The following is a 19,066-nucleotide window of genomic DNA, read 5'->3' on the forward strand; positions in this document are numbered from 1 at the left end:
CTCACTGTTTTTTAAGTAAATTTTTTGCCGAAGATAGGAGGTAACTCTGTCTTCTCCGATAGTTGTTCTTCGGCCTGTTTATTTTTACAGTTAAGAGTTTCGCAATGAATTTTGGATTATTTTTATGTTGTTTGCTTGGCGTTCAGGCCTTATGTATATTTGTAGGTCGTCGAGGCGGCTCTACAGTTCAGGATCGTGAGGGGTATTTCCTCGCAGGAAGAAGTTTAAAAACGTTTTCTTTAACGATGACGTTTATCGCTACACAAATTGGTGGTGGGGTACTCCTAGGTGCAGCTGAAGAAGCCGCACGTTACGGTTATGGAGTGATCTTGTATCCTTTGGGTGTGGCTTTAGGTTTGATATTCCTTGGTGTGGGGCCCGGAAGGAAATTGGCTTCGGGATCGATTGTTACCGTAGTTACGCTTTTTGAGAGTGTGTATAAATCAAAAAAGCTACGTAAAATGGCCTTTCTTCTCTCAGCTCTATCTTTGTTTTTTATTCTTGTAGCGCAGATAGTCGCTTTGGATAAGCTATTCGGCGTTTTCTCTTACGGCAAATATCTCACCGCTATTTTCTGGATCACGCTCGTATTTTATACTTCTACGGGAGGATTTCGTGGTGTTGTCAGAACAGATATCGTTCAGGCGTTATTTCTGCTTATTGCTGTGATCACTTGTGCTGTTTCTGTTTGGTATGGCTCATCTAAGTTTACGCAAATCGTATCTCCCTCTGTTTTTGAACCCCTACCAACAAGCAAGCTTCCCGGATGGATTTTCATGCCTATGGTCTTTATGGTTGTCGAGCAGGATATGGCACAACGTTGTGTTGCTGCCTCCTCACCGCGAAGACTCCAATGGGCAGCAATATTTGCTGGGATCGTAATTCTTTTGTTTAATCTTATTCCATTATTTTTAGGCTCTCTAGGAGCAAAATTGGGGATTTCTCAAGGCTGTGTGCTTATTGATACCGTAGCTTATGTAAGCGGACCATCATTAGCAGCTATTATGGCAGCAGCCATTGGTGTGGCCATACTCTCTACAGCAGATTCTTTGATTAGTGCTGTTGCTCAGCTTATTAGTGAAGAAGTGCCTCAACTATCTTCATTAAACTACCGCTACCTTATTGGCATGATTGCAGTACTCGCTCCTGTTGCTGCTTTAGGCTTTAGCAATATTGTGGATTTGCTGATGCTAAGCTATGGTCTGTCCGTGTGTTGTCTTTCTGTGCCTCTAGGTACGGCTCTTCTCACGCGCTATCAAGCTAGCACTCTTGCAGCTTGGGCAGCGGTGCTCATAGGAGGAGGCGTGTATATCAGTGGGTATTTCATCACCATTCCTTTCTCTAGAGATTTGATTGCTTGGTTAAGCTCTCTTACAGCTTTTATTTTTATCGAAATTTTATACGTGTACATCGGAAAGCCTTCTGAAGAGAAAGTCTGATTCTCTGTTTTCGATGATCTTTTTCTGTACACCTGGTGTCTGTGCTCACCTTCTTGTTTTCACAAGAAGGTGAGTTGCGTAGTTAAGCTTGTCTTGAGTCAGGATTCGGAAGGTGTTTTAAACTAGAAAGGAGTTCTATAAAAGAAGATAAGAAGGCTTGGAATAAAGGTTCGTCGGGATGGTTAGGGATGCCTTGGAGTATTTTTCTACAATAATAAATTAGCCAGTATAAAGCATAAAATAGACATTGTAAAAGGTAGAGTTTGCATGTTTGTTTTACCATATACCTCCATGAAGAAAATACTCTTATTCCTTCATTGTTATTTGATAATCAAATAGTTAAACATGCAAAACTTTGCAATATAATTTTTTAAAATAAATTTAACGCATCGTTATTAAAGATTTTTATATTTCCACTGATTAGTTATTTTTAATTGTAAAGTAGCCCTTAAGATCACCTCCACGTTTTTGTGTGGTTGTGATTTTGCAGGGGAAAATTCCTATCTATGGCTTCCTTGGCAGATAGAGTACGTCTCTCTTATGGATGCGAATAGATCACTAAGTTCTTCAGGTGTGATGTGTTGTTTCCCATCACAGAGAGCTTTTTCTGGAGACTCATGTATTTCTATCATTAAGCCATCAGCACCCGCCGCCATAGCAGCTTTTGCTAGAGGAGGCACTAAAGAGCGTTTCCCCGCGGCATGAGAAGGATCTACAATCACGGGAAGAGGACTCACTTCTTTAAGTAAAGCCACAGTGTTCAGGTCTAGGGTATACCGTGTGGACGTTTCAAAAGTGCGTATACCGCGTTCACAAAGAATGACACCAGGACAGGAGGGAGAGTTCAGAAGATATTCTGCAGAGGATAGCCACTCTTCTATAGTTGCGGAAGGGTGACGTTTAAGAATAACAGGACGATGACTTTTGCTGACTTCTTGAAGCAGGACAAAGTTTTGCATATTCCTTGCTCCGATACGAAGAAAATCCACGTTTTCTGCTGTAATTTCTACATCACGAACATCTAAGACTTCGGTTTCCGTAAGTAGGCCGTGGATACGCTGAGCTTCTTTATGCCAAATCACCTTTTCTTTCCCCCAGCCTTGAAAGGTGAAGGGGCTTGTTCTAGGTTTTCTTATCGATCCTCGCAGTACTGTAGCTCCTGCTGCTTTGGCAGCAAGACCGATAGTCACAGTATGCTCGTAGCTTTCTAGAGTGCAGGGGCCTGCTATAAGAAGAGGCTCTCCTTTCCCTATGACGATATCAGAAGATAGGGAAAGAAGAAAATTCGGATCCTTAGCAGATTGTTTTAACGTGTGTGGGAGAGGATAGGTAGTCGTAAGAATAAGAAAGCATCCTTTAAGTTATGGTTGGTTTTGCGCATCTCCTTGGTTTGTTACTCTTGATGTGTCATGAGCATCTTTAGGTAACAAACAGTTGTAGTGGTTGTTTGCACGTAATACAAAAATCTTAGCCTGTTGCTCCGGAACATAGTCCGTTTGGAAAAATCCTTGAGTCGCCGCTAACGGACTGAGTTGTCTTACGGTTTGTGTTAAACTCGCATCTCCTAGGTATTGGCAAAGAGCTAATGAACCTAAAGCTGAAGAAATCGCACTAATATGCTCATCTTCTGCCTGAGTGTTTACAGAGTTAAATGTGTGCATAAGCTCTCGGATATCTATAGTGTTTAAATCATGAATAAGGGATTGATATGCCTCAGGATGTGGGTTGTTCCTACGTACTAAAGAGAAGAGGAAAGCACGTTGTAAGTTGTTATACGTAGTTAGTCTGTCAATATTTGACCAGAACAATGTCGTCCACATATCGAGATGTTCTGTTATGTCCGTTTTTATTCGGATAGTTTGTTCCATTGCATAGGTCTTGAGTCTACTTGCCAACTCTGTATTCTCATCTAACAGCTGTGCGTTCGTTTGCAAAAAGCTGTAAAGTAAAACGTCGTTGGGAACGGACTGACTAAACGGTGTAATCGTTCTTTGTGGGGTGGTTCTATGACCCACGACATCCATTTGATAAATAAATTGTTCCCATAAGAGAGGGTGGGCTGTTCGTGTATCCTGAAGTAACGCGGTCGTTTGCTCGGCATTTCCTGAATCCATGATTTGGAAGAACTTAGTTCTCATGTTGGGGCAAAGAGACAAAGCACAAGGATCTCTAGATAGGAAGGATAATAAGGATTCAATGGTTTGTGTGGTGATAGTATCTCCACATGCAGGGGGATGCCAGCAGAAGGCACCAAAAATACTTCCTCCGAAAGACAATACACGGTACGTGTTGGGCTTATTCCTTAAAGCTTGTTGTAAATGCGGTTGGTACAACAACATGATTTTCTTTGCTGCATTCGCTGTTACGCGATTGGTAAGTAAGGAAGGATATTGTAAAAGGAAGAAGAACATTTTTATCCCCTCCGCATAAACTTTATCCTTAGCATTTGTAGAAGCTTCTAAATCCAATCCCCTAAATATCTCAGAATTCATCATTTCTGTATAGGAAGCTACTTGATTAGGATTATGTTGGATATGAGATAAAATTGTGTCTAAAGATCTGCGTAATTCTTCTACAGGAGTATTTTGTGGCGTAGCTTGCATCAATTTAGCGATGAGCCTGTAGGTGTGACCTAATTGTACAATCATATTCGAAGATCTAAACCCATCACAAAGCGAGAGAGCCACTTCAATCAAGCTTCCTGCTTGTTTTTGAGCCCAAGAAGCTTGCAGTTTTGTATTAAGAATATCTGCTACTTCTCCTTGCCAATTTAGAGCGTGCTCTAAGTCTAAGTTATTGCCTATAATCCCTGCTAATGTAGTTTTTGCATGTGTTAAGAAATCATTACATACCGTATTGTTTGTTACACATGAAGGATGAGAGAGTAGGAAAGCAAGGAAAGCTACAGGGGTAGGGATCTGTTGATCTGGCCTTGCTCTCATTAGGGATTGAGTGAATTTCTGGTAATGTCCTTGAATTTCTACAGGGAGCGAGGTAATGATCGGGAGAGTATTTGCCTCAGTTAGATCTCCAGCAGTTAGGGTAGCACTCACCGTATTGAGTAACTCATCTAACGTTGTTTGAAAAAGAGTTTCTTCTTGCTGTTTTTCCTGAGGTAGCTGTTGGATTTTTTGATGGTTGAGGAGCATGTGCGATAAGAACTCTAAAACCAACTCTAATTGATTTGCAGCTCCCGTTATGGGCAATACGTCGCCTCGGAAGATATGTTGTAAAATCGGGCTCGAAGGCTCTGTTTGAATGATATTTTTCAGAGCTTCTGCTAACATCTCCGGAGCATCGGTCATCTGACCTAAAATTAAAGCTCGAACGTTCTGTTCCCCTCCCAGATTGGTTAAACGTGCTTCATCTAAAGTGTAAAGAGCCAGGTTACGTAAATAAGAAATTGCTTTAGGTGTGTGTATGGGGGAAAGAAGAATGTTATCGTACAGATCTTTCACATTGTTGTAGTTCTGGCATTGTCTAATCACCGTAGCCATCTGTTCCGTAAGTAAAAGATTTCTCGCCGATGACTGGGCAAAAGGTAATCCCATAATACGCTGAGCTTCCTTCTCGAATGCTTGCGGATCTCCTGAACGCATTAATGAACACATCCACCCTATGTGGAAAGAACGGTAAAAGCAGTTACCGTCTCCAGGAACATCAACAGAGTAATAGTTGTCATTCAGGTGGGTTAACTGGGATAACAGCAAACGAGAGACGCGAGTGTGTTCATTTTGAGGATTACCTGTGCGGACGACAGTTTCAAGATCATGCATCATTAAATGGAATGTCGAGCGAATGTTTTTAGGATAGGTAGCAATGAATAGAGGATTAAGGATTTGCGCAGAGGTAATCGTTAAACGCGCATTGTTAGGAGCTAACCCTTGTTCATTAAAATGAACCATAGCTTCTAAAGATTTATTATCCACACCTTGTGGTAACACCCCTAAGCTTTGTATGCGCCCAATAATTTCAGATAGACTAGGTAATCCTGGGAGTAGAGGTCTTTGTTGTACTTGAGGTAGTCGTAGAGTTTCTGTTTTGGGCTGAGGGAGTGGGGTAGGTCCAGCAGGGGGAGGAGTAATCGGCTGTGGATGCGGTTGTGTTGTCACTGGTGGTTGGGGTGCTGGCGGAGGAAGATCTAATATACTCTTGGTAATAGGTTGTTGAGCCGGAGGTAGGCTGGAGACTTCTTGCTGAGGGATTTGTGGAGTTTCTGTTGTGGTCTGAGGGGGTGGGATAGGTGCAGCAGGAGGAGGAACTATCGGCTGTGGATGCGGTTGTGTTGCCGCTGGTGGTTGGGGCGCTGGAGGAGGAAGATCTAATAGGCTCTTGGTAACCGGTTGTTGAGCCGGAGGCAGGCTGGGGACTTCTGGTTGAGGGCTTTGTGGAGTTTCTGTTGTGGTCTGAGGAGGTGGGGTAGGTGCAGCAGGAGGAGGAGTGATCGGCTGTGGACGCGGTTGTGTTGTCCCTGTTGGGATAGGTGTAGCCGCAGGGAGATTTACAGGAGCTGGGGGAGTAGGATGTTGAGGCGGTTGTAATGGAGCTCTTCTTCGTAAAGATTCAAGATATGCAGGTGAGCCTGCGACAGGCGTTCTAGGCAATTGTGGTAGAGGGAGTTGGGACCTGGGAGTCTGTGGTACACTTGGAGTCTGTGGTACAACAGGAATTATAGGTTGTGGGGTCACTTGTGCTGTGTGACGAGTACAGTAGTGAAAGAGCAGCAGGAGACCCAAAGTAATGATATGCAACAGCACATAGGCAACTAGCCTCAAGGCTCTAATACACAAGGGATCCTGTGGATTGACTTGTAAATGATAAAGATTATTTCTTCCTGGAGTAGGGCAGGAAGGGGGGGGTAAAGAAGATGAGCTCATAATTGAATTTTTTTATATGGTCACATACTTACTCGCTTTCGATGTCAATTAATTTAAAATCATATTTCGAGTTTGATGATTTATTATTGTGTATGTAAAGTATACCATACTTTTAGTTATTATAGCATAGTTTTTATGAAACAGTTGATTTCTTACCTTCGAATCTTGTTTTTCGGGTGTTGTTTATTCTTAGTAGGTTGCAGTTCTTCTGTTAAGAGAGATAAAATTTGGATAGTAGGTACGAATGCTACCTATCCCCCCTTTGAATTTATTGATGAAAACGGAAATACCATTGGTTTTGATATAGATCTTGCGGAAGCGATTAGCCGACAACTTGGTAAAGAATTGAAGGTTGTGGAGTTCTCTTTTGATGCATTGATTCTCAATCTAAAGAAACATCGCATAGATGCGATTTTGGCAGGGATGTCAATTACGCAATCGCGTCAAAAAGAAATTGCTATGCTTCCTTATCATGGAGAGGGCGTCCGTGAGCTCACTGTTGTATCTAAACAGCCTGTAAATAAAGATACTGTTCTTCCTTTATCTAAATATTCTTCGGTGGCTGTACAAACGGGAACTTTCCATGAGGATTACCTGTTATCTTTGCCAGGAGTCTGTGTGCGTTCTTTTGATAGCACTTTAGAGGTTCTAATGGAGGTGGGTTGTAAGAAATCCCCAATAGCTGTTCTTGAGCCTTCTGTTGCTCGTGTGGTACTAAAAGAGTTTCCTGATTTATATACGACAACCGTAGATCTACCTGAAGATCAGTGGGTTTTAGGGTGCGGCTTAGGTATAGCGAAAGATCGTCCTGAGCACGTGAAAGAAGTTCAAAACGCTTTGGATGAGCTGCAAGCTGATGGAACTATCCTAAAATTAGAAAAAAAATGGGGATTAGATAAACAGGGTTTTTAACACCTTTTTATTAAGAAGACTCTTTCTCTCTATTTTTCGATCAGTATTTTAAATAGATCAGATTATTTTCTGTTATATAAGAATGCGTTTGTTTTTATACACTTTTATAATTTGATCTTTTCTATTCCTTTTGTTATTTTCTTTCTAATTATTTTAAGGTGCCGGATATGTTTGGATCATCTCCCTGTTGCCCTGGTTTCAAGGATAACCCGGACTATGAAAACACGCATTTTTATTGTTCTTGTTGCAAAGGGGTAGTGCAACCCAGAGAAGTTTCTGTTCTTGTTGTCGGTAGTGATGGGAAGGCTAGTGGTATTGCTCCTGTTTTGCGATGTCAGAGTCATTTGATCAACGGCATGTGTTCTTCCGGGCCAATAACAACGTTATGGGGGTTGTACCCTAAGGATGAAGAGGCTGTTCGCACACAGGAAAAGATGAAAAGCGTATATTTCCGGGTCCGCAACCTAGATATCTGTGCTTTGTTGAATTTTATCGGCGCGGGTATACTATTTTTTGCCGGAGTTACTCTTGGTGTCATTGTTGCTTCCCCGGTAATCCCCGGCGTGCATCATTGGTTTTTCCCAGCAATTTTATTAGGAGTGGGTTTGATCCTATGTTTGATAGGAGCCATTTTCAGTTACTTTTCAAAGGCTCGTGTACGGGAATGGTTAGATCTTTCACAACATTATGTGCAACATTGTGAGTTGGTGCATGTACAAGCTGGTACAGAAAAATATGTGGTACTTACAGAATTTCCTCCTTCGTGCCACTTATTAGATCCTATATTAGCGGCTCCGCCGTTTCATCCAACTGTTCTTCCCTTACCTATTCCTGAACTTCTCACTACAGAATCCGCTTCTTCTTTTTCTTAATTTTCGAGATAGTTACAATTTCATTTTTACGCATGTTTTGGGATTGTCTGTGGAAAAAGGTGTACGCGGAGATGTTTCATCAGGTAAATTAACCTTTTTAGGTTCAGGAAATCCCGAAGGGATTCCCGTTGCTTTTTGTCCCTGTGAGATGTGCAAGGGAAAACACATACGGCGTTTGCGTTCTTCCGTGCTGATTGAATGGGCGGGGAAGCATATTCTTATCGACGTCGGTCCCGATTTCCGTCAGCAAATGTTGGAAAATAATATTGAGAAACTTGATGGTGTATTTCTCACCCATCCTCATTATGATCATATAGGGGGTATGGATGATTTGCGTGTTTGGTATGTACTCCATCAGCAGTCTCTCCCTGTCGTTCTTTCCTCTTTTACCTATAAATATCTTTGCAAGGCGCGTGAGCATCTTGTTTTGCCTCCAGATAGAGATGCCTCGCTTTCTGCTGCTTTAAATTTTACTATTTTAAACGAAGATTATGGTGAGAGCACATTTTTGGATCTCCCTTTTACCTATGTTACCTATCATCAGAAGTCCTGTGAGGTTATGGGGTATCGTTTTGGAAATCTTGCATACCTTACTGATATGAATCGGTATGATCATAAGATTTTTAGTTATCTTTCTGGAGTGGATACTCTGATTCTCTCGGTTTCTTCTACGCGGCCTCCTCAGGCGTTTGCTGGACTAGGTTATGCACATTTGACTATGAGTCAAGCAGAGGACTTCGCTTCTCTTGTAGGCGCAAAAAAATTAATTTTTACGCATATTAGCCATCACCTGCAAAAAGAGCTGGTAGATTATCCCAATAAGTTGTGGGCTTATGATGGTATGGAAGTTTCTTGGTCGTTCGTTAGGTAGACAATGAAAAAAAAGAGAAAAGAAGAGAAAAAGAGTCGAGAGAGTGCTTTAGGATGGCGTTTTTCTCTTCCCCGTGAAGAGCAGGATCCTTCTCAAGCATTGGCAGTTGCTTGTTACTCAGGGAAAGAGGAGCAACAGCGTGTGGAAGAACATAGTGAAGAGCTCGTTTCTCTTGCAGAATCTTGTGATATTACGGTTTTAGAAACACGTTCATGGATTTTGCGATCCCCATCTTCTTCAACATATCTAAATGAAGGCAAGCTTTTAGAAATCGAAGAGATTTTAAAAGTATTTCCTACGATTGGCACATTGATTGTTGATGAAGAAATCACCGCATCTCAGCAGAGGAATCTAGAAAAGCGTTTAGGACTCGTGGTTTTAGATCGTACAGAGTTAATCTTAGAGATTTTTGCTAATCGAGCGTTTACTGCAGAAGCGGGACTTCAGGTAGAATTAGCACGAGCACGTTACCTTCTCCCTCGTTTAAAAAGGATGTGGGGTCACCTATCGCGTCAAAAATCCGGAGGTGGTAGTGGCGGAGGATTTGTTAAGGGAGAAGGGGAGAAGCAAATCGAACTAGATAGAAGGATGATTCGTGAAAGAATTCACAAATTAACTTTGGATCTTAAGTCGGTAGAAAAGCAAAGAAAAGAGCGGCGTAAGGCTAAAGAGAAACGGGGGATTCCTTCGTTTGCTTTGATTGGTTATACCAATTCTGGGAAAAGTACTCTGTTGAATCTTTTAACTTCTGCGGAAACTTACGTTGAGGACAAACTTTTTGCGACTTTAGATCCTAAAACACGTAGGTGTGTTCTTCCTAGTGGGCAACGTGTTCTTGTTACAGATACCGTGGGGTTTATCCGGAAATTGCCCCATACTCTTGTTGCAGCATTTAAAAGTACTTTAGAAGCTGCGTTACATGAAGATGTTTTACTTCATGTTGTGGATGCTTCGCATCCCTTAGCTTTTGAGCATATAGAAACTACAAAAGAGATTTTGAAAGAATTAGGGGTAGACCATCCTAAAATCATCACAGTGTTAAATAAGATCGATGCGCTTCCCCATGGTAAGGCATCTACCAAACTTCGTTTGCTCTCACCACGTGCTGTACTCATCTCTGCCAAAACCGGAGAGGGAATTCAAAATCTTCTTGAGGCAATGACTGATGTCATTACTGAAGGCTTTCCTGAAGTTACATTAAAATTTTCTTATAAGGATTATGGCAAGTTTACAGAGCTGTATGATGCAGGTTTGGTCTTATCGCATCGTCGTAAAGATGATATTTTAATTGTAGAAGCTTATTTACCCCAAGAGCTGGAAAAACGCTACGGGCCGTTTATTGCACGTAAACGTTCTTCTCAAAAGCAAATGGAAGATGAGTTTTTCGTTTAGAGAATTCCTTTACAAGCCAATAAGAAAAAAGAGAATCTTTATTAGTGAGGAAAAGTAGGGATACTTTAGAATACTGTCTTCGTGTTTTTTTCAGATTTCATTAGAAACCTATGACAGTTATAGAAGTAAAGGGAACATTTAAACTTGTTTGTTTAGGGTGTCGTGTAAATCAATATGAAATTCAGAGTTACCGCGATCAGTTAAACTTCTTAGGATACCGCGAAATCACAGATCCTGAAGTTCCATGTGATCTTTGTATTGTGAATACCTGTGCAGTTACCGGATCCGCAGAAAGCTCGGGACGTCACGCTGTACGTCAAGTTTGTCGACAAAATCCCGATGCTTTTTTAGTTGTTACTGGTTGTTTAGGAGAGGCTGATAGGGAATTTTTTAATTCTTTAGACAGACAATGTCTTCTCGTTTCTAACAAAGAAAAGCACCTGTTAATGGAAAAGATCTTCCCCTCGATTCAAGATCTTCCAGAATTTCGCATTCGTAGTTTTTCAGGGAAATCCCGAGCTTTTATCAAAGTTCAGGATGGGTGCAACTCGTTTTGTTCCTATTGTATTATCCCTTACTTACGCGGGAGGTCGCGTTCCCGTCCCGTTCAGGAAATTCTTGAGGAGATTTCTGGTCTCGTTACTCAGGGGTATCGTGAAGTTGTGATTGCTGGGATTAATGTTGGTGATTATCAAGATCAGGGAAAATCTTTAGCTTATCTTATTAGTCAGGTAGACGAGATCCCAGGTATAGAAAGAATACGGATTTCTTCTATAGATCCCGAGGATGTTCAGGACGACCTCCGTGATATATTATTATCAGGAAAGCATACGTGTCATTCTTCGCATCTTGTTTTGCAATCAGGTTCTAATGCGATTTTAAAAAGGATGAATCGGAAGTATTCACGGGGAGATTTTTTAGATTGTGTAGATGCTTTACGTTCTGTAGATCCTCAATATGCTTTCACAACAGATGTCATCGTGGGCTTCCCTGGGGAAACAGATCAGGATTTTGAAGAGACTTTGCGCATTGTAGAAGACGTGGGTTTTATTAAAGTCCATATTTTTCCTTTTAGCCCTAGAGAACGAACAAAAGCCTATACCTTTTCTTCTCAACTGCCCGTATCTGTAATTAACGAACGGAAGAAGCATCTTGCTCATGTAGCTCGAGAGGTGGCCCATAGGGAGCAGATGCGCCGTATAGGAGATACGCTTTCGGTACTTGTTGAAAGAGTTGATGGAGGATTTGCCTACGGCCATTCTTCATACTTTGATATGGTAGGTTTCCCTGCAGATCCTTCTGAGGTTTCTGTGAATACATTAATCGATGTACGTATCGAGAGTGTCGAAGAAGATGTTCTAAAAGGAAAACGTGTATGATTAAAATAACACAGAGTTTTAGACCATATACGTTAATTCCTGGAATGTGCCTCCCTATTCCCGGATCGGCATTGTATGCTCAAGTATTTCCTACAGTATGGCGCATATTTTCGGCTTCGCATGAACTTCTTGATGAGGGTTATGTAGATGCTCAGGGACCTTTAAAGCGCTTTGCTGTATTTCAGGATTTGCATCGTGGAGGTCTTGCTGTTGTTTGTGAACAATACAAATACTACATTCTTCCCTCTGGGAAAAAAGTCGATTCTTTGAAAGGGCTCTTACCTTTTGCAGATTCTGCAGAGCCGTTACTTTCTTTAGGCGTGCATAAACATGCAGATCTACATAAAATACGCTATCGTAGAGATTTAAAAGAGATCCTTCCTTTATGGTTGCGGTTAAGTGCTCTTGTTCCCACAGATGTACAAGATGCAGAATGTTTGAACAAGGGGAGTGGAAAACTTCTCGTTACTGCATACCAAAAGATTCAAGAAAGAAAAAAAACAGAAATTTATTCTGCGCTATCTTCGTTATATTTGGCAGGCTTTTCCGAGAATCTCTTACCTAGGATTTATGATACAGAATACCAGGGGATTCTTAAAGAGATGCCAAACAAGGATGTGCTAGAAAAGGTACCGTTCTCTTTATTTAGTTACAGTTTAGCCATGTTGCGCGATCTCTTTATTATGCGGGATAAAGAAATTGTGGAGATTCTTCCTTCATTACCTCCAGAATTTCCTTGTGGGAGGCTGATCCATGTGCACCTTAAGGGAATTGGAAAAATTTCATTAGAATGGAGTAAGAAGACAGTACGGCGTGTGTGTTTACACGCTGAGGAAACAGCCGAGCTTCTTTTGTGTTTTTCTTCAGAGTTATCTAGTTGTCGTTTACGCCAATGGGAAAAGAAACAGTTGGTGAGCTCTTCTACAGTTTCTCTAGGAGAAAGTATGGAGATAAAAAACCAAACTACGTATTTATGGGATTGTTTCCGTAAATAAGATAGTTTTTCCATGGTCGAAAGGATTGTCAACTCTGAAGACGTGTCCTTATTAATTTCTGGAAGGCAGAGTAATCCTCATAAGTTTTTAGGGATTGTTTCTGAAAACTCCTCACAGGATAGAATCATTCTCTTTCGTCCTGGGGCCCATTCTGTAGTTGTCGAACTGCAGGGAAATATAGCGCATGCACAACACCATCATTCGGGGATATTTTCTCTAACTGCTCCTAAGGGGACTCTCCCTCAGGATTATCGTATCTATCATCAAAATGGCCTATTAGCTCACGATCCTTATGCGTTTTCTCCTTTGTGGGGAGAAGTAGATTCTTTTTTATTTCATCAAGGTACGCACTATAAGATTTACGAACGTATGGGAGCGATTCCCTATGATGTTCAGGGAATTTCCGGGGTGCTTTTTGTGGTTTGGGCTCCACATGCACAACGCGTATCTGTTGTCGGTGATTTTAATTTTTGGAATGGTCTTGTTAATCCTTTGCGCAAAGTCTCTGATTTAGGAGTTTGGGAATTATTTATCCCAGGTCTTGAAGAAGGAACCCTGTATAAATGGGAAATTGTTAGCGCTTCCGGAGAGGTGCTTATCAAAACTGACCCTTATGGGAAAAGTTTTGATGCTCCTCCTCATGCAGTATCTCGCGTTGTGCATAGTGATCGCTATACATGGCATGACGCCCAGTGGATGGAAAAACGTAAAAACAGAGAAGACCAGCCTTTAGCAATTTATGAGGTGCATGTAGGTTCATGGCAGTGGCATGAGGGTAAACCTTTAGGATACCGAGAGTTAGCAAAGAAACTCGCTGCCTATTGCAAAGAGATGCATTATACGCACGTTGAGCTGTTGCCAGTTACAGAACATCCTTTAAATGAATCTTGGGGATACCAAGTAACAGGATACTACGCACCTACATTTCGGTATGGATCACCTGAAGATTTTCAGTTTTTTGTAGACCACCTTCATAGTGAAAATATCGGGGTGATTTTAGATTGGGTGCCTGGGCACTTCCCCACGGATGGCTTTGCTTTAGCTCATTTTGACGGAGAAGCCCTGTATGAATCTATAGAACATAAAGAGCCATTACACCCCCATTGGCATACGTATACTTTTGATTATCGCTGCAATGAAGTCGTGAATTTCCTTTTAGGCAGCGCTCTATTTTGGTTAGATAAAATGCACATAGATGGTTTACGTGTCGATGCTGTAACCTCGATGTTGTATTTAGATTATGGCCGTCAAGAAGGAGAGTGGTCCCCCAACATCTATGGAGGTAGAGAGAATCTCGATGCTATCGAGTTCTTGAAACACTTGAATTCTGTAGTGCATAGGGAATTCCCCGGGGTATGGACATTTGCTGAGGAATCTACAGATTTCCCGAACGTGACCAAGCCGGTCGCCCAAGGAGGGTTAGGGTTCGATTATAAATGGAACTTAGGTTGGATGCACGATACCTTTCGTTATATTCAGGTCGATCCTATGTTCCGTTCGTATCACCATAATGATCTGACCTTTAGCCTTTGGTATGCCTTTAACGAAAGGTACCTCCTTCCTCTTTCTCATGATGAGGTTGTCCATGGTAAAGGTAGCCTTTTACAAAAAATGCCTGGTGATAATCCATGGACAAAGTTTGCCCATATGCGTTTGCTGTTAAGCTATCACATATGCCAGCCGGGCAAGAAACTGCTGTTTATGGGTGGGGAATTTGCTCAAGGAAAAGAATGGGCTCCGGATAGCTCTTTAGATTGGCATCTGTTAGATAACTCCTATCACGCTTGTTTACACAGGTGCGTAGCACGGATGAATGCTTTATATTGTGACCTTCCTTATTTTTGGAAAGGAGATGGTAAGCAGGAGTCTTTCCATTGGGTAGACTTCAAAGATACTGAAAATAATGTTATAGCTTACTACAGATTTGCAGGAGAAAATCGTAGTAGCGCTTTACTGTGTATCCACCATTTTAGTTCGGGATATTTTCCTTCTTACGTTCTACATTGTCAGGACATAAATACCTGCCAACTCCTTTTTAATAGCGATGATATTTGCTTTGGGGGTTCAGGGAAAGGCAACCGTCAGCCAGTTCTTTGCATAGATCAGCATGTCTCTTGGGGGGTGGATATCGAGCTGCCCCCTCTAGCAACTTTGATTTTTTATGTTCGTTTTGTAAATAAACAATCTCTTGTTTAATTATATTTAAATAATTTTACTTATTTTTGTTGTGATTTATTTAAGAAATTGATCAATGTTTGATATCTAGATTTGTGATTATAATTAATTAATAGTGAATTTTATTTTTTATTTTTTAATTTATGTCGATTTCTAGAGTTCCTGGCGATGATCACAAAAGTTTGGAGATTTTAGGGCCCCGAGGTCTCTCTCAAGTATCTCAGTATAAAAAGGTAGGCTCCCCTATACATGAGGCTTTGCATCCTGATGAAGTAGCAGATAAAAGGAGTTTCTCTCATTCTGTAGGGTTATTAGCAGGATTGATGGTCTTTGCGTTAGCTATGGTTATTGTTGTTGTGGCTTTAACTTGCATTGCTCCTGGAGTTCCTCAGAGTATTGTATTGGCAATAGCTTTAGCTGGAGTTTCTCTAGGTGGTTTTTCTGTGATGAAAAACATCGTCAATAAGGTGCGTGATCTTTTTGCTCCTAAAATGTCTGAGAAACAAAGGATAAAAAGTGCTGCAGGTATAGGAATCGGATTTACTGGATTAGGATTAGCTATGAAGGTAGGAGCTCATTTTATTCCTGGAGGTTACGGTAGCGTTGTTGGGAATTTGGGAGGAGCGGCCTACTCTAAGGGGAGCCAATCAGGTTTTACAAGCATAGCACATTACCTATACATCAAATTTGCACGTTCTGAAAAGGCGGCTTCCGGAGAGCCTTTAACACGTATAGAAATTATGCAAGAGGCTAAGAAGTTACACCGTATTAGCCTGAGTCTTTTAGTCGTAGGTGTTGGCTTTGCAGCTTTAGGGATCGCTCTTGCTATTGTAGGTACTGTAGTTTTAGGAGGAGCGCCTGCTGCCACAGCATTGATTGTGCTTGCTCCTCCTTTTATTTCCATAGGAATAGGCTTAGTTTTACAAACGTTACTCCACAGTAGCATCGGAAAGTGGAAGAATTTTTTAGACTCTCAAAAGAATCAAGCCCTTTTCCTGGATACAGGGTTGAAGAATATTCGTGATGAAGATCTTAGAACTCACGAGGTTGTTGAAGAGTCGTTAGAAAAAATCACTAAGAAAGAGATAGAAATAGAAGAGAAGACCTCGACTTTCATAAAAACGGAAAAGATTGTCGCAGATCAGAGAATTACTGCTGAGGAAATAGATAAGCGTTTATCTTTAACTCCCAGACAAAAAGTGATTTTTGCTCTTTCTGTTTTGCTAGTGCTTGCTGGGTTAGCCGCTGTTGTTTCTGCAGGATTTGTCAGCATGCCCGCATTACAAGTTCTCCTTGTTGCTACTGTAGGATCTTCGGTAGCTTCTACTGTTTTACCCATGGCCTCTTCGGGCTTGGTGTATAATGTCTTTCAATGCAAGGCCCGATTACATATTGCTAAAGCCCGTTGGAAAGAAGCCAAAGCAAAATCTCAATTTAAAAAACAGCTCATGGGGGGCATAGGTTTTTCTAAAGCAGAGCTGAATAAAGCTTGGTTACGTGTTGGAAAAGATACGATCCTTGAGACAGATCGTGCTATCCGTGAAGAAATCGCAAATTTTGAAAAAGGCCGCGGTGTAAACAGCGTGATTGTCGCTGGGATTTTTGTCATCGCTGGGGTAGGGATTATGCTTCTTACTCTTATTCCTGCTTTAGCTCCGATTATGGCTGGAGTATTGGCTATAGGATCGACTTTGATGGTCATAGGAGCGGCTATGTATTTACAAAAGTTCACAACATGGCTGTACAATCATCTGGTGACGTTAAGAGAGCGTTTATACTCACGCAGAAACTACTTAAGCGATATCTCCAGAAAAATGCAAATTTCTACAGAAGATCTTATCGTCGATGCGAACTTCGACGATATAGATTTGGATAGAGATGGGAATGACGATACTTTTGCCAATGCTTTTGGTAACTAGAGACTTATCTACATCTTATCTAGATAGAGTTTGCGTATCCTTCCCCCGAGTTTCTATCTATGTATAAGTGGGTCATTCTCTTCTATTTATAATAAAATTTATCTATTTATTATTTTAATAATTAAATATTGATAAAATTAAAATAATAATAATTCATTTTTTATCTTTAATATTAAAAGAGGCATACATATGGCGGGGGTAAGTGGAATTGGAGGTAGAGGAGGACCGAGCAACATCCCTCCTCCTGATAGCGATGATGATAAGCGTTCTGAGTCGAGTAAATTCGGAGGGCATGATATAGTTTATGGAAGTGAATCTGGAGAACACGGCCCTAGCTCAATAGAAGAAAGAGCTCATATGCTCATGAAAAGTGGTTTTCAGGTACACAACCCTGAAGAGGTCGAAGCGAGATCATCTGTTTCGCAAAAAGGAGGCCAAAAATCTGGGTTCTTCGGACGTATGTGGGATGCCGTAAAGGGAATATTCGGAAAGAAAACCAGCAAGGAATCTGTTACAACGATTTCCTCTCCCGAAATTCCTGGTTATAAAAAATATGGTAAACGTCTCCCCGAGGCTAGAGCTGTACACACCCATTTTCAATCTCAAGGCGAGGGCTTAGGGATCGATTCAGGAGATACAGATGTTGCAGATATAGAAGGAGATGCTGTAGTCGGGGATTTGGTAGATATAGAACATTCTTCAGATGCAGAATCGTCATCGAAGACTTCCAAAAATCACGGATTAGCAAAGCGTGTTCGTGGTTGGTGGGATTACACCACTAAACAACAAGAAACTCCTGTCGATGGTCGAGTCGGTTTGAGTCTTAGTGAATTACAAGATATGGTGGAACGATTCACTAAGATGATGGATGAAACGGATAATGAAAGCGAGCGTACTCTATTTGCGCAATATGTGGACACATATCAAGGCTATATCCAAGAGATGGTGTCTGCAGGAGCGGAGTTGCCTTCTGATAGATACAACTTACTAGATGGTTCTTTTGATGAGACAGCTTCGGCAAAACATGTGGATCAACTTGGAGAGTCTATACTTGTAGATAATTATCAGGATTTATCCCGAACTCCTGAAGAAGATCTTGTGAGTATGATAGATACGGGACATGACGCTGATAGTGTTTTAGGTGAGCTCAGCCCTGAAGTACGGAGAGTCTTAGATGAAGCGCAGAGTATGCGTGCCACGTTTGATGCAGGGATTTCAGAAAATGTCACACCCGATTTAAGAGAACGAATTCGCGGAGCTCTTGATAAGCTCATCTTAGGAATCAAAAACCTCTTTATTGTGATTAGGAATAGTTTAATTGGTTTATCTCGTTTAGTGAGAAATGGACTAAGAGCATTAGGAGAATTTGTAAGGCGTCGCGGAACTTTAAAAGATAGTGATTATCAATTACTCATCGATGAGGATGATGTCTCTCCAGGAGTAGGAGAGTTGCTTACGCAGTATACCGATTCGAGTAGTTCAGATTCATCTGGGGATAATTGTGTTATCCCTAGGAGTGTAGTAGAGGCTTGGGCAGACGGAATTCCTGAAGTTGTCTACATGACTCGTGTTGGGGATGGATTCGGTGAAGAAGCAGAGCGACTAGAAGAAGAAGGTCTTTATGAAGAGATTCCTGCTAAAGATTTTATGCCAAAAATGCAGGAGAATTCGTTCTATCAAACGATGCGTCCTAGAGGAATTGGCGATCTGCCTTTAGAGGAAGATAGTGTGATTTATGAAGATATGAGTGGGCTACAAGACTCTCCTCAGGAAGAGTCTATATACGATACACCACGAACTTCTCCTCTATATGAAGTTCCAAGAGGTGCTCCGGGTCTATATGATATTCCTAGATCGTATTCAACCCCGAGTGAATCAGATGAGAACGGTTATATGATACCAAATTCTGCGCGAGATGGTGTTTTTGGCGTAACTCCTGGATTTGGTCATGCTTTATCAGCTGTTTACTCAGCATCGTATATCGATAGGTTAATTGAGGAGAACGATAGGATTCGCGAAGGGATATGGACAACTGCGAGTTCTGCAGATTTTGGTCTTGAAGAAGGGCGAAGACGTTACGCTGCGGAAAATCGACCTTTACCGCCATTACCTCCTCTTGAAACACCACCACCAAGTCCTTATGGAAATAATCGGGTCATGCAATTGGTACGCCGGCTGCAAAGTGGTATGAGTAATGTATGGAAAGGTAAACGTAAATAAGGATCTTAATAAGGC

Annotated in this window: 13 protein-coding genes; 10 read left to right on the plus strand and 3 right to left on the minus strand. The window is 41.4% G+C overall.

Annotated features, from left to right (window positions below; genetic code table 11):
* Positions 1 to 104: 104 nt before the first annotated feature.
* Positions 105 to 1,439: a sodium:solute symporter family protein gene (locus tag G5O_RS06465; protein WP_006342936.1), complete on the plus strand. Its 1,335-nt coding sequence runs from the start codon at positions 105 to 107 to the stop codon at positions 1,437 to 1,439.
* A gap of 82 nt (positions 1,440 to 1,521) precedes the next feature.
* Here G5O_RS06465 and G5O_RS06470 read toward each other — a convergent pair whose 3' ends face one another.
* The 3 genes from G5O_RS06470 to G5O_RS06480 all read right to left on the minus strand — a co-directional run bounded on the left by G5O_RS06470 (position 1,522) and on the right by G5O_RS06480 (position 6,316).
* The gene (locus tag G5O_RS06470; protein ID WP_006342937.1) at positions 1,522 to 1,722 is read right to left on the minus strand and encodes a hypothetical protein; all 201 of its coding nucleotides are present in this window, start codon (positions 1,720 to 1,722) and stop codon (positions 1,522 to 1,524) included.
* 217 nt (positions 1,723 to 1,939) lie between these two features.
* A complete protein-coding gene (gene aroF / locus G5O_RS06475; protein WP_028444368.1) occupies positions 1,940 to 2,782 on the minus strand; it encodes a 3-deoxy-7-phosphoheptulonate synthase in 843 nt (280 codons plus the stop codon).
* Positions 2,783 to 2,800: 18 nt separating this feature from the next.
* Entirely contained in the window at positions 2,801 to 6,316 is a 3,516-nt protein-coding gene (locus G5O_RS06480; RefSeq protein WP_013747333.1) for an OTU domain-containing protein, read from the minus strand.
* A gap of 135 nt (positions 6,317 to 6,451) precedes the next feature.
* Here G5O_RS06480 and G5O_RS06485 point away from each other — a divergent pair, with 135 nt between their 5' ends.
* From G5O_RS06485 to G5O_RS06525, 9 genes are all read left to right on the plus strand, one after another.
* The gene (locus G5O_RS06485) at positions 6,452 to 7,228 is read left to right on the plus strand and encodes a transporter substrate-binding domain-containing protein (RefSeq protein WP_006342940.1); all 777 of its coding nucleotides are present in this window, start codon (positions 6,452 to 6,454) and stop codon (positions 7,226 to 7,228) included.
* A gap of 167 nt (positions 7,229 to 7,395) precedes the next feature.
* Positions 7,396 to 8,100, plus strand: coding sequence for a membrane protein (locus tag G5O_RS06490; protein ID WP_006342941.1), 705 nt, complete (start codon positions 7,396 to 7,398; stop codon positions 8,098 to 8,100).
* 49 nt (positions 8,101 to 8,149) lie between these two features.
* Complete coding sequence (locus G5O_RS06495; protein ID WP_006342942.1) at positions 8,150 to 8,971, plus strand: MBL fold metallo-hydrolase; 822 nt, start codon at positions 8,150 to 8,152, stop codon at positions 8,969 to 8,971.
* Between the two features lie 3 nt (positions 8,972 to 8,974).
* Positions 8,975 to 10,363, plus strand: coding sequence for a GTPase HflX (gene hflX, locus G5O_RS06500; RefSeq protein ID WP_006342943.1), 1,389 nt, complete (start codon positions 8,975 to 8,977; stop codon positions 10,361 to 10,363).
* Positions 10,364 to 10,473: 110 nt separating this feature from the next.
* The gene (mtaB, locus tag G5O_RS06505; protein WP_006342944.1) at positions 10,474 to 11,742 is read left to right on the plus strand and encodes a tRNA (N(6)-L-threonylcarbamoyladenosine(37)-C(2))-methylthiotransferase MtaB; all 1,269 of its coding nucleotides are present in this window, start codon (positions 10,474 to 10,476) and stop codon (positions 11,740 to 11,742) included.
* The gene (locus G5O_RS06510) at positions 11,739 to 12,737 is read left to right on the plus strand and encodes a hypothetical protein (protein ID WP_013462616.1); all 999 of its coding nucleotides are present in this window, start codon (positions 11,739 to 11,741) and stop codon (positions 12,735 to 12,737) included. The genes mtaB and G5O_RS06510 overlap by 4 nt, the downstream gene beginning before the upstream one ends.
* 12 nt (positions 12,738 to 12,749) lie before the next feature.
* Positions 12,750 to 14,933 (plus strand): 1,4-alpha-glucan branching protein GlgB, encoded by a 2,184-nt coding sequence (glgB, locus tag G5O_RS06515; protein ID WP_006342947.1) that lies wholly within the window; start codon positions 12,750 to 12,752, stop codon positions 14,931 to 14,933.
* A 122-nt stretch (positions 14,934 to 15,055) separates the two neighbouring features.
* On the plus strand, positions 15,056 to 16,831 hold the full coding sequence (locus G5O_RS06520) for a hypothetical protein (RefSeq protein ID WP_006342948.1): 1,776 nt from the start codon (positions 15,056 to 15,058) through the stop codon (positions 16,829 to 16,831).
* 189 nt (positions 16,832 to 17,020) lie between these two features.
* Entirely contained in the window at positions 17,021 to 19,051 is a 2,031-nt protein-coding gene (locus tag G5O_RS06525; RefSeq protein WP_006342949.1) for a hypothetical protein, read from the plus strand.
* Positions 19,052 to 19,066 lie beyond the last annotated feature (15 nt).

The organism is Chlamydia psittaci 6BC (assembly GCF_000204255.1).
Classification (GTDB): Bacteria; Chlamydiota; Chlamydiia; order Chlamydiales; family Chlamydiaceae; genus Chlamydia; species Chlamydia psittaci.